General features: G+C 65.7%; 9 protein-coding genes. 8 read left to right on the top strand and 1 reads right to left on the bottom strand.

What is annotated here, in order from left to right; translation table 11 throughout:
* A complete protein-coding gene (locus BUR94_RS16550) occupies positions 1-804 on the bottom strand; it encodes an undecaprenyl-diphosphate phosphatase (RefSeq protein ID WP_074257270.1) in 804 nt (267 codons plus the stop codon).
* Between the two features lie 210 nt (positions 805-1,014).
* On the opposite strand from BUR94_RS16550, the gene BUR94_RS16545 reads away from it, so the two are divergent.
* The 8 genes from BUR94_RS16545 (at position 1,015) to BUR94_RS16510 (ending at position 12,026) form a co-directional block, all read left to right on the top strand.
* Positions 1,015-2,451 carry an NAD(P)-dependent oxidoreductase gene (locus tag BUR94_RS16545; RefSeq protein WP_074257269.1) on the top strand — a complete coding sequence of 479 codons (1,437 nt, stop codon included), beginning with the start codon at positions 1,015-1,017 and terminating at the stop codon, positions 2,449-2,451.
* Between the two features lie 169 nt (positions 2,452-2,620).
* Entirely contained in the window at positions 2,621-3,325 is a 705-nt protein-coding gene (locus BUR94_RS16540) for a hypothetical protein (protein ID WP_074257268.1), read from the top strand.
* An 11-nt stretch (positions 3,326-3,336) separates the two neighbouring features.
* A complete protein-coding gene (gene gltB / locus BUR94_RS16535; protein ID WP_074257775.1) occupies positions 3,337-7,878 on the top strand; it encodes a glutamate synthase large subunit in 4,542 nt (1,513 codons plus the stop codon).
* 175 nt (positions 7,879-8,053) lie between these two features.
* The gene (locus BUR94_RS16530; protein ID WP_074257267.1) at positions 8,054-8,962 is read left to right on the top strand and encodes a Hint domain-containing protein; all 909 of its coding nucleotides are present in this window, start codon (positions 8,054-8,056) and stop codon (positions 8,960-8,962) included.
* 40 nt (positions 8,963-9,002) lie between these two features.
* Positions 9,003-9,749 (top strand): monofunctional biosynthetic peptidoglycan transglycosylase, encoded by a 747-nt coding sequence (mtgA, locus tag BUR94_RS16525; RefSeq protein ID WP_074257266.1) that lies wholly within the window; start codon positions 9,003-9,005, stop codon positions 9,747-9,749.
* A gap of 55 nt (positions 9,750-9,804) precedes the next feature.
* The gene (gene fzlA, locus BUR94_RS16520; protein WP_074257265.1) at positions 9,805-10,473 is read left to right on the top strand and encodes an FtsZ-binding protein FzlA; all 669 of its coding nucleotides are present in this window, start codon (positions 9,805-9,807) and stop codon (positions 10,471-10,473) included.
* 39 nt (positions 10,474-10,512) lie between these two features.
* Positions 10,513-11,562: a tRNA epoxyqueuosine(34) reductase QueG gene (queG, locus tag BUR94_RS16515; RefSeq protein ID WP_074257264.1), complete on the top strand. Its 1,050-nt coding sequence runs from the start codon at positions 10,513-10,515 to the stop codon at positions 11,560-11,562.
* Entirely contained in the window at positions 11,559-12,026 is a 468-nt protein-coding gene (locus BUR94_RS16510) for a hypothetical protein (RefSeq protein ID WP_139301301.1), read from the top strand. The genes queG and BUR94_RS16510 overlap by 4 nt, the downstream gene beginning before the upstream one ends.
* Positions 12,027-12,040 lie beyond the last annotated feature (14 nt).

Here is a 12,040-nt window from a genome sequence, read left to right as displayed (position 1 = left end):
TCAGGTGTAGGCCCACCACAGCAGGAAGACGCCAAGCACGACGCGGTAGATCACGTAGGGCGTGAAGCTGACGGATCTGAGCAGGCGCATCATCAGCGTCAGGGCAAGCAGTGCCGATAGAAAGGCGAAGAGCGCGGCGATGCCGGCATCGCGCGCAGCCTGTGCATCGGCGGTGGCGATCACCTCGGCTCCGAGCAGGATGCCCGAGGCGGCGATGGTGGGGATCGACATCAGCATGGCCAGCTTCGCCCCGTCCTCGCGCTTGTAGCCAAGCTGTCGGGCCGCGGTGATGGTGATGCCGGAGCGGGAGGTGCCGGGGATCAGCGCGACGGCCTGCCAGAACCCCATGACGAGTGCGTCCTTCAGGTTCCAGTCCTTGTCTTCCTTCACCTCGGGGCCGTTCTGGTCGGCCCAGTAGAGCACAAGTCCGAAGATCAGCATGGTCCATCCGATGACCGCGATCGAGCGGAGGTGGTCATCAAGGCCGGTGAGCTTGAGCACGAGGCCGAAAAGGATGACGGGAATCGTTGCCAGGATCAGCAGTCCTGCGAGGCGGGCGCCGGGCGTGTCGGCCTTGCCGCGCATGAGGCGGAGCGAGCCGACCGCGGCGGCGGCGACATCGCGCCGGAAGTAGAGCACGACGGCAAAAAGGGTGCCGACGTGAACTGCGACATCAATGACCTGCCCCTGGTCCTTCATGCCGGTGAGGCCCGGCAGAAGAATGAGGTGGCCGGAGGACGAGATCGGCAGAAACTCGGTAATGCCTTGAATTATGGCGATAATCAGAAGTTGCCAAAGTTCCATGGTGCCCTGCCCGGCTGGTTTTTTTGCAGCCTACAGAAGAGGCAAGCGGAGGGAAGCCGGAAAATAGGTAAGCTATACTGACACAAAATCTGGGGAATTGACGCGCCAAGGGTTCACCAGCTATCTCTGAAGGCGAAAATAGGTCAGCTCAGTTGACTTTTATTCGATCCGCGTTGCGTGTACGGATGCGGGGACAGACAAGGAGACGTCATGGCCAAGCAGCCCATGCTGAAATTCGTCGAGCTAGAACGCCAGATGCCCGAGAAGCGGGAGGCCAAGGTACGCTCGAATGATTTCAAAGAGATTTACGCGGAGTTTGCGGCAGAGCGCGCGGCGGAACAATCCAGCCGCTGCAGCCAGTGCGGCGTGCCCTATTGCCAGAGCCACTGCCCCCTCCACAACAACATCCCCGACTGGCTGAACCTGACCGCCACGGGCCGTCTGCGGGAGGCCTACGAGCTGAGCCAGGCGACCAACACCTTTCCCGAGATCTGCGGTCGCATCTGCCCGCAGGACAGGCTCTGCGAGGGCAACTGCGTGATCGAGCAGTCCGGCCACGGCACGGTGACGATCGGCTCGGTGGAGAAATACATCACGGATACCGCCTGGGAAAACGGCTGGGTCGAGCCGCCGAAACCGCTCGAGGAGCGGCCCGAGAGCGTGGGCATCATCGGCGCTGGCCCCGGTGGCCTTGCGGCGGCCGACATGCTGCGTCGGGCGGGCGTGCAGGTGACGGTCTATGACCGCTACGACCGCGCGGGCGGGCTGATGACCTACGGCATCCCCGGCTTCAAGCTGGAGAAGGACGTGGTGATGCGCCGCAACAAGCAGCTGGAAGACGGCGGCGTGACCTTCAGGCTCGATTGCAACGTGGGCGAGCACATCTCTTTCGAGGAGATCCGGCAGGCCCATGGGGCGGTCATCATCGCCACCGGCGTCTACAAGACCCGCGAGCTTCAGGCGCCCGGCGTGGGCGCCAAGGGGATCGTGAAAGCCATTGATTTCCTTACCGCTTCCAACAGAAAGAGCTTTGGCGACACGGTGCCGGAGTTCGAGGACGGAACGCTGAATGCGGAAGGCAAGAACGTGGTGGTCATCGGCGGCGGCGACACCGCGATGGACTGCGTGCGCACCTCGATCCGGCAGGGCGCGAAGAGCGTGAAATGCCTGTATCGCCGGGACCGGGCCAACATGCCGGGGTCCCAGCGCGAGGTGGCCAATGCCGAGGAGGAAGGTGTGGAGTTCGTCTGGCTCTCCGCGCCCAAGGGGTTTGTCGGCGAGAAGGCCGTCGAGGGTGTGATGGTGCAGAAGATGCGGCTCGGTGCCCCCGATGCCAGCGGCCGCCAAAGCCCTGAAATCATTGAAGGTGCGGATTACATCGAAAAGGCCGACCTGGTGATTCAGGCGCTCGGCTTCGAGCCGGAGGACCTGCCGAAGCTGTGGGGCCAGCCGGAGCTTCAGGTGACGCGCTGGGGTACGGTGAAGGCCGATTTCCTGACCCATGAAACCCCGATGGAAGACGTCTACGCGGTGGGTGACATCCAGCGGGGCGCGAGCCTTGTCGTCTGGGCGATCCGCGACGGGCGGGAGGCCGCAGAGGCCATTCTGAACAAGTTCGACGCCGCCCGTGCGGTGGCTGCAGAATAAGGACGAAAAAGGCAAAACGTCGCAGGCACAAGTGATGCACAACCCATGCACAACCCATGCATACGCGAAACGTTAAAGGTCAGCCTTGGTGACGCAACACCTTGACAGGCCTGCCGCCCCCCAATGGGTCAGCCCGGCTGACCTGACGAGCTGAAAGAGATAACGACCCGTGAAGACCGCGCTCCTCTCTCTCGCCCTCGCCCTCGCCGCCGCCGGCGGGGCCGTGGCACAGACCACCAGCCCGCCGGCGGGCTGTGCGGGGTTTCTGACCGTCCAGACGCGGGCCTGCACCGTGTCGCACTACTGGCGCTGCGAGGCTGCACCGGAGGGCACCACCTGGGAGGTCAGCCATGACATCGACGGGCCGGTGAGCCAGCATGTCTATGACCGCGAGTTCCAGTGGGTCGATGCCTTCTACTTTCAGACCGGCACCAGCGAGCGGCTCTACGAGCCCGGCCCGGACCCGGTGAGCATGACCGAGCTGCTGGAGACCGGCGTCGATACCTACGACTTCACCACCATCGAGCAGACCGGCGAAGAGGTGGTCAAGCTCAACACTCGAGGCCGTGACGAGGCCACCGGCAAGACCGAGGTGATCGACGGGGTGACGCTGCACACCTACACCGTCAACTCGGAGACGCGCGACGAGAACGGCGATCTCGTGTTCTCGGCCAGCGGCAAGCAATACGTCTACCGCGAGGAACGGCTCTTCATGCTCGGGCAGGAGAGCTACTTCGACGGCACCGAGGAATGGCAGGAAGACAACACGCCAAGGGAGTTCATCTTCCCTGGCGAAAAGGGGTTCGAGGACTTCAAGCCCCGTTACGGATGCAACGCGCTACAGGCGAGCTTCGAGCCGCCTGCGAGCCAGTGATGGAGACCACCATGACCAAGTATGACGAGGCCTGGGCTGCCGAGCACGAACAGCAGCGCAAGTGGCTCAGCGAGAACGGCATGTACCACGAGAGCGAGGAAAAATCCTCCTGCGGCGTGGGGCTGGTGGTGTCGATCGACGGCAAGCCGAGCCGCAAGGTGGTGGAGAGCGGGATCCAGGCGCTGAAGGCGATCTGGCACCGGGGCGCGGTGGACGCCGACGGCAAGACCGGCGATGGCGCGGGCATCCACGTGCAGATCCCCGTGAGCTTCTTCTACGACCAGATCGAGCGCACCGGCCACCTGCCCGACAAGAACAAGCTCATCGCCGTGGGCCAGATCTTTTTGCCGCGCACCGATTTCGGGGCGCAGGAGCGCGCGCGGACCATCGTCGAGGCCGAGGTGCTTCGGATGGGCTATTACATCTATGGCTGGCGCCACGTTCCGGTGGACATCACCTGCCTCGGCGAAAAGGCCAACGCGACCCGGCCCGAGATCGAGCAGATCCTGATCTCCAACATCAAGGACGTGGACGAAGAGACCTTCGAGCGCGAGCTCTACGTGATCCGGCGGCGGATCGAGAAGGCCGCCGCGGCGGCGCATCTGCCGGCCTTCTACGTGTGTTCGCTGAGCTGCCGCAGCATCATCTACAAGGGCATGATGCTGGCCGAGCAGGTGGCCGAGTTCTACCCCGACCTGATGGACGAACGCTTCGAGAGCACCTTTGCGATCTATCACCAGCGCTACTCGACCAACACCTTCCCGCAGTGGTGGCTGGCGCAGCCGTTCCGCATGCTGGCCCACAACGGCGAGATCAACACGCTGAAGGGCAACCTGAACTGGATGAAGAGCCACGAGATCCGGATGGCATCGAGCACTTTCGGAGAGCTGGCCGAGGACATCAAGCCGATCGTGCCGCAGGGCGCGAGCGACTCGGCGGCGCTGGACGCGGTGTTCGAGGTGCTGGTGCGGGCCGGTCGGTCGGCCCCGATGGCCAAGACCATGCTGGTGCCCGAAAGCTGGAGCAAGCAGGCGGTGGAGCTGCCCGAGGCCTGGCGCGACATGTACTCCTACTGCAACTCGGTGATGGAGCCGTGGGACGGCCCCGCCGCCCTGGCCATGACCGACGGGCGCTGGGTGTGCGGCGGGCTCGACCGCAACGGGTTGCGCCCGATGCGCTACGTGGTCACCGGCGACGGGCTGCTGATTGCCGGTTCCGAGGCCGGGATGGTGACGATCGACGAGTCGGTGGTGCGCGAGAAGGGCGCCCTCGGGCCGGGGCAGATGATTGCCGTCGACACCAAGAAGGGCCTGCTGTTTCACGACACCGAGATCAAGGACAAGCTCGCAAAGGCGCTGCCCTTCGGCGAGTGGGTCGGCAAGATCAACGACCTCGACGAGGCGCTGAACGGGATCAAGGAAAAGCCGCTGTTCACCGGCGACCAGCTGCGCAAGCGGCAGATCGCGGCGGGCTACTCCATCGAGGATCTCGAGCAGGTTCTGGCGCCGATGGCCGAGGACGGCAAGGAGATGGTGGCGAGCATGGGCGACGACACGCCCTCCGCGGTGCTCTCCAAGAAGTATCGGCCGCTGAGCCACTTCTTCCGGCAGAACTTCAGCCAGGTGACCAACCCGCCGATCGACTCCTTGCGCGAATACCGGGTGATGAGCCTCAAGACCCGGTTCGGCAACCTGAAGAACGTGCTGGACGAAGACAGCAGCCAGACCGAGATCATCGTGCTGGAGAGCCCCTTTGTGGCCAACGCGCAGTTCGAGGAGCTGATTGGGCATTTCAACGTCGAGATGTGCGAGATCGACTGCACCTTCCCGCGCGACGGTGGGCCCCATGCGTTGCAGGAAGGCCTGGAGCGGATCAGGGCCGAGGCGCAGGACGCGGTGCGCTCGGGGTCGGGGCATATCGTGCTGACCGACCAGCATTCGGACGAGAACAGGATCGCGATGCCGATGATCCTTGCCACCAGCGCCGTGCACAGCGGGCTGACGGCAAAGGGCCTGCGGACCTTCTGCTCGCTCGGCGTGCGCTCGGCGGAGTGCCTTGACCCGCATTACTTTGCGGTGCTCATCGGCTGCGGTGCGACCATCGTGAACGCCTATCTCGCCGAGGACAGCCTGGCCGACCGGATCGAGCGCGGCCTGCTCGACATGAGCCTCAACGACGCGGTGAAGAAATACCGCGAGGCGGTGGACCAGGGCCTGCTCAAGATCATGTCGAAGATGGGGATCTCGGTGATCTCCTCCTATCGCGGCGGGCTGAACTTCGAGGCCGTGGGGCTGAGCCGCGCCATGGTGGCCGAGTATTTCCCCGGCATGACCAGCCGCATCAGCGGCATCGGCGTGCCCGGCATCCAGAAGAAGGCGGAGGAGATTCACGCCCACGGCTGGCTCAAGGGCGCGACCCCGGTGCTGCCGGTGGGCGGGTTCTACAAGGCGCGGCGCTCGGGTGAGACCCATGCCTGGGAGGCCTCCTCGATGCACCTGTTGCAGAGTGCCTGCGACCGGGGCTCGTTCGAGATCTGGAAGCAGTACTCGGCCAAGATGCAGGCCAACCCGCCGATTCATCTGCGCGACCTGCTGGCGATCAAGCCGCTTGGCGCGCCGATCCCGGTGGAGCAGGTCGAGAGCGTGACGGCCATCCGCAAGCGGTTCGTGACGCCGGGCATGTCGCTCGGGGCGCTCAGCCCGGAGGCGCACAAGACGCTGAACGTGGCCATGAACCGGATCGGCGCGAAGTCCGACTCGGGCGAGGGCGGCGAGGATCCGGCGCATTTCGTGCCCGAGCCGAACGGCGACAACCCGTCGGCCAAGATCAAGCAGGTGGCCTCGGGGCGTTTTGGCGTGACCGCCGAGTACCTGAACCACTGCGAAGAGCTGGAGATCAAGGTGGCGCAGGGCGCCAAGCCCGGCGAGGGCGGCCAGCTGCCCGGCATGAAGGTGACAGACCTGATTGCCCGGCTGCGGCACTCGACCAAGGGCGTGACGCTGATCAGCCCGCCGCCGCACCATGACATCTACTCGATCGAGGATCTGGCCCAGCTGATCTACGACCTGAAGCAGATCAACCCGACGGTGAAGGTGACGGTGAAGCTCGTGGCCTCCTCCGGCGTCGGCACGATTGCCGCCGGCGTGGCGAAGGCCAAGGCCGACAACATCCTGATCTCGGGCCACAACGGCGGCACGGGGGCCTCTCCGGCGACCTCGATCAAGTATGCTGGCCTGCCGTGGGAGATGGGGCTGACCGAGGCGCACCAGGTGCTCTCGCTCAACAACCTGCGCTCGCGGATCACGCTGCGCACGGATGGCGGGCTGCGCACCGGCCGTGACATCGTGATGGCCGCGATGATGGGCGCGGAGGAATATGGCATCGGCACCGCGGCGCTGATCGCCATGGGCTGCATCATGGTGCGCCAGTGCCAGTCCAACACCTGCCCGGTGGGCGTGTGCACGCAGGACGAGCGCCTGCGTGCCAAGTTCACCGGCAATGCCGACAAGGTGGTGAACCTCATCACCTTCTATGCGCAGGAGGTGCGGGAGATACTCGCGTCGATCGGTGCGCGCTCGCTGGCCGAGGTGATCGGCCGGGCCGACCTGCTGGGCCAGGTCTCGCGCGGGTCCGCCCATCTCGATGACCTGGACCTGAACCCGCTGCTGATCTGCGTGGATGGTGCCGACAAGGTGGATTACACGCAGGAGCGCCCGCGCAACCCGGTGCCCGACACGCTGGATGCCCAGATCGTGCGGGATGCCCGTCGGTTCCTGAAGGACGGCGAGAAGATGCAGCTGCAATACGCGGTGCAGAATACGCACCGGACGGTGGGCACGCGCACGTCGAGCCACATCGTGCAGAACTTCGGCATGCGCAACGCCTTCCTGCCCGACCACCTGACGGTAAAGCTCTCGGGCTCCGCCGGTCAGTCGCTGGGTGCCTTTGCCGCGCCGGGCCTGAAGCTCGAAGTGGCGGGCGACGCCAACGACTACGTCGGCAAGGGCCTGAGCGGGGGCACCATCGTGGTGCGCCCGACCATGTCGAGCCCGCTGGAGGCCTCGGCCAACACCATCATCGGCAACACGGTGCTCTATGGCGCAACCGACGGCTACCTCTATGCCGCCGGCCGTGCGGGAGAGCGCTTTGCCGTGCGGAACTCGGGCGCCACGACGGTGATCGAGGGCTGCGGCTCGAACGGCTGCGAGTACATGACCGGCGGTGTGGCGGTGATCCTCGGGTCCATCGGCGCCAACTTCGGGGCGGGCATGACCGGCGGCATGGCCTATCTCTACGACCCGGAGGGCAAGGCGGCTGACATGATGAACATGGAAACCCTGGTCACCAACCCGGTGACGGTGGACCACTGGATCGAGCAGCTGCACCGCCTCGTGACCAACCACTTCGAGGAGACCCGGAGCCGCCGGGCGGAAACGATCCTTCAGCACTGGGAGAGCGAGCTGCCGAACTTCGTGCAGGTCTGTCCCAAGGAGATGCTGAACAAACTGCCGCATCCGCTCACGCTCGAAAAAGGCGCGGTTCCGGCAGAATAGAGCCGGTTTCGACGCCAGGAAAACGCAGGGGCGGCCTTCGGGTCGCCCCTTCTGCTTTTCCGGCCAGGTGCCGAATTGCGGCGAAAATGCCCACATTCGGCCGTTGGGAGGTCCTGTTTCCTTGCGAGAAACAATCTGTAACCGCCGTGGGGGCGGGCAGTTATGCGAGTCCGCGATGCCGACGACATATACAGACCAGTTTTACACCTTCGACCCGGCGAACCCGCCGTCACCGGGCACCTTCGTGAACTTCTCGGTCATGGACCTGGTCGACAACAACGACGACGGCGACGTGGACCGCTTCAACGGCGACAGTGTGAACGGCAGCGATGTGACCGCCTCCTATCCGGGCGACACGGTGACGATCTACGTGACCGGCGTGGGCAACGTGACCTACACGGGCATCACCTTCTACCTGCAGAACGGCGGGCGGGTGTTTACGCCCACCGATGGGCAGACGCTCCAGGATGGCGTGTTCGTGGGCAGCTCCTTCGTGAACGGGCAGGGCCCGCTGGAGGTGGAGGACCTTGGCCCGCCCTGTTTTGTGACCGGCACGCAGATTGCCTGCCTGGGCGGGTTGCGCCGGGTCGAGAGCCTCGAGCCGGGCGACTGGGTCAAGACCCGGGATCGCGGCCACCAGCCGATCCGCTGGATCGGGGAGCGCCGGGTGCCGGGGGTGCGCAACTTCGCGCCGGTGCGGATCGGCGCCGGGACGCTGGGCAATGCCCGCGATCTCGTGGTGTCGCAGCAGCACCGCATTCTGGTCGAGGGCTGGCGCGCCGAGATGTATTTTGGCGAGACCGAGGTGCTGGTGCCGGCCAAGAGCCTGCTGGGCCATGACGGCGTGCATCTCGCGCCCTGCCGCGAGGTGAGCTACTGGCACATTCTGCTCGACCACCACGAGATTCTGGAGGCCGAGGGCGTGCCGACCGAGAGCTTTGACCCCTGCGGGGCCTTTGCCCGCGAGGATTGCGAGACAAGGGCCGAGCTCGAGGCGCTCTTTCCCGAGATGATGGGCCAGCCCGCCGGGCCTGTGAGCCGCCCGGTGATGCGGGCGCGCGACGCGGCTGCGCTTTTTGCCTGACGGGTTTTCCAACCCGCGGCAGCGGCGTATAGCAGAAACGATGGCGCGGGCGAGCACAGCGAAGAAGGGCACCGGCAAGGGCCGGAAGGCGAAGGCGCAACCGCCTGCGGTGCGCCGGGCGTGGCGCTGGTTCCTGCGCCGTCTGGCCCTGGTCTGCGCCGTTCCGGTGGTGCTGCTCCTGCTTCTGGTGCTGCTCTACAGCTTCGTCGATCCGCCGACGACCCACACGATCTGGTCCGAGAAGCGCCGGCTGGGCGCGGTGGATCACCAGTGGATCGGGATCGAGGAGGTCTCCCCCGCCGCGGTGCGGGCCGTGGTGGCCGCCGAGGATGCCAACTACTGCCTGCATTGGGGTTTCGACGTGGACGCGATCCGCGATGCGCTGGAAGACGGCGGCACCCGGGGCGCCTCGACGATCAGCCAGCAGACAGTGAAGAACGTGTTTCTCTGGCAGGGCCGAAGCTGGCTGCGCAAGGCGCTGGAGGCGCTCATCACCCCGGCCGCCGAGGCGGTCTGGACCAAGCGGCGGATGCTGGAAATCTATCTCAACATCGCCGAGTTCGACGAGGGGGTCTTTGGCATCGAGGCGGCCTCGCACCACTACTTCGGGGTGCCGCCCGGCAAGCTCACGCCGATGCAGGGCGCGCTGCTCGCAGGGGTGCTGCCCAACCCCAAGGAACGCTCGGCGTCGCGGCCCAGCGGCACCCAGCGCAAACGCGCCGCGCGGATCGCCGATGGCGCCGCGACCATCGCCGCCGACGGGCGCGCTGCCTGTTTCGAGGATTGAAGGTCGGGGCTGGCCCGCGTTATCACGGGGGCACTGACCAAGATCGGGGAGCCCCATGAGCCACCGCCTTTACCACGTGCCGCTGTCACCCTTCTGCCGCAAGGTGCGCCTTGTCATGGCCGAGAAGCGGCTGGAGGTGGAGCTGGTGGAGGAGCGTTACTGGGACCAGGAGCCCGACTTCTTGCGCCGCAACCCGGCCGGCAAGGTGCCGGTGCTGCGGATGAACGGCGTGATGATGGCCGAGAGCCAGCCGATCTGCGAATACCTCGAGGAGAAGCACCCGGAGCCGCCGCTGCTGCCGCGCGACCCCGAGGGGCGCTACGAGGTGCGGCGGATCTGCGCGTGGTTCGACGACAAGTTCCACCACGAGGTCACCGCCAACCTGCTCTACGAGCGGGTGAACAAGAAGGTGATGGGGCAGGGCTACCCGGAGAGCCGCAACGTCAAGGCCGGGGCCAAGGCGATCAAGTATCACCTCGATTACATGGCCTGGCTGCTCGATCAGCGGCGCTGGCTCGCGGGCGACGCGATGACGATGGCCGACTTTGCCGCCGCGGCGCATCTGTCGTCGCTCGATTACATCTCCGACGTGGACTGGAACCGGAGCGAGAACGTGAAGGACTGGTACGCCAAGATCAAGTCGCGGCCCGCGTTCCGTGGCCTGCTGGCCGACCAGGTGCCGGGTTTTCCGCCGCCGCCGCATTATGCCGACCTCGATTTCTGAGATCGGCCGGTGGGGGGCCAGCCCCCCACATCCCTCGGGATGTTTGCAGCAAGAAAATGGGGCAGGCGTGTGAAGGACGCGGTCGTGGCGCGCGCGCTGGAGGAGGGATTCTCGCTGTGCCGGGTGGCGCGGGCAGGGCCCTTGCCCGGCGTGCCGGAGGGGCTGCGGGCGTTCCTGGCCGAGGGACGGCACGGGGAGATGGATTGGATGGAAAAGCGCCTGGAGTGGCGCGAGGATCCGTCGGCGCTCTGGCCCGAGGCGCGGAGCGTGATCGTGCTCGGAGAGAGCTACGGGCCGGAGTATGACCCGCTCGCCGGGCTGGAGGCGCGCGAGCGCGGGCTGATCTCGGCCTATGCGCGGGGGCGGGATTACCACGACATCGTCAAGAAGCGGCTGAAGCGGCTGGGGCGCTGGCTGATCGAGGAGTTCGGCGGCGAAATCAAGGTTTTTGTCGATACCGCGCCGGTGGCGGAGAAGCCTTTGGCGCAGGCGGCGGGGCTGGGCTGGCAGGGCAAGCACACCAACCTCGTCAGCCGCGAGATGGGCTCGTGGTTCTTTATCGGGAGCATCTTCACGACGCTGGACATAGAGCCTGATCCGGCGGAATCCGACCATTGCGGCGGGTGCAGGCGGTGCCTTGACGTGTGCCCGACCGAGGCCTTTCCGGCGCCCTATCAGCTCGATGCGCGGCGGTGCATTTCCTACCTGACCATCGAACACGCGGGGCCGGTGCCCGAGGATCTGCGGAGCAAGCTGGGCAACCGGATCTATGGCTGCGACGACTGCCTTGCGGTGTGCCCCTGGAACAAGTTCGCCGTGGCGGCGGCGGACATGCGGTATCGGGGTGGAACAGAGACGGATTTGCCCGCCTTGGAGGAGCTGGCGGGGCTCGATGATGCCGCGTTTCGTGCGCGGTTTTCGGGCTCGCCGATCAAGCGGATCGGGCGGGCGCGGTTTGTGCGCAATGTGCTCTATGCGATTGGAAACAGCGGGGCGGGGCGGCTGAGGGCGGTGGCGCAGGAGTTGTGCGAGGACGAAGATCCGGTGGTGGCGGATGCGGCGCGCTGGGCGATGGCGCGGTTGGGGTGACGGATGTGGACGGGGTGGCGATGCCAAGTCTGGCTGGTGAAGGGACCATGAGCAGGGTGACGCGGAGGGACAGCGGCTTCTTGTCGAAGACGGGTTTGGCGCTTGTCATCAGCCTGCTTGGGGTGGGCGCGATGGATCGTCTATTTGCCTTGCTGAACCCCGGCTTGAGTGCGCTTGCCACGGGCAAGGTGAGCGACGAGTCCGTGGACAGGGTCGCGCTGTTCATACGTCTTCTTCCACTCGCGGAGGGCCTCGTCATCGCGCTCATCACTTGGCTGGCCTTGCGGGTCGCGCGGCCTCACGGCTCCGGAAGCAATGAGTACACTCTGTTGGTGCTGATCGGCGTCGGGATGATGGTGGGACGGTCGTTCCTCGGTATCGGTGAAGGCTTCAGCACCGATTTTGCCGTCATCATGATCCCGGGCGTCGTTGCAGGCTTCATCGGCTACACCATTTTGCGCTAGGGCGGGGGTGTGCC

Origin of the sequence: Vannielia litorea (assembly GCF_900142295.1) — a bacterium.
Classification (GTDB): Bacteria; Pseudomonadota; Alphaproteobacteria; order Rhodobacterales; family Rhodobacteraceae; genus Vannielia; species Vannielia litorea.
This window is presented reverse-complemented; position numbering and strand designations above follow the sequence as displayed.

What these genes read in the sequence shown, in the direction of transcription:
- mtgA (WP_074257266.1), top strand. Translation starts at nt 9,003, where the DNA reads ATGGCGCGGGCGAGCACAGCGAAGAAGGGCACCGGCAAGGGCCGGAAG.
- fzlA (WP_074257265.1), top strand. Translation starts at nt 9,805, where the DNA reads ATGAGCCACCGCCTTTACCACGTGCCGCTGTCACCCTTCTGCCGCAAG.
- BUR94_RS16545 (WP_074257269.1), top strand. Translation starts at nt 1,015, where the DNA reads ATGGCCAAGCAGCCCATGCTGAAATTCGTCGAGCTAGAACGCCAGATG.
- queG (WP_074257264.1), top strand. Translation starts at nt 10,513, where the DNA reads ATGTTTGCAGCAAGAAAATGGGGCAGGCGTGTGAAGGACGCGGTCGTG.
- BUR94_RS16530 (WP_074257267.1), top strand. Translation starts at nt 8,054, where the DNA reads ATGCCGACGACATATACAGACCAGTTTTACACCTTCGACCCGGCGAAC.
- gltB (WP_074257775.1), top strand. Translation starts at nt 3,337, where the DNA reads ATGACCAAGTATGACGAGGCCTGGGCTGCCGAGCACGAACAGCAGCGC.
- BUR94_RS16550 (WP_074257270.1), bottom strand. Translation starts at nt 804, where the DNA reads ATGGAACTTTGGCAACTTCTGATTATCGCCATAATTCAAGGCATTACC.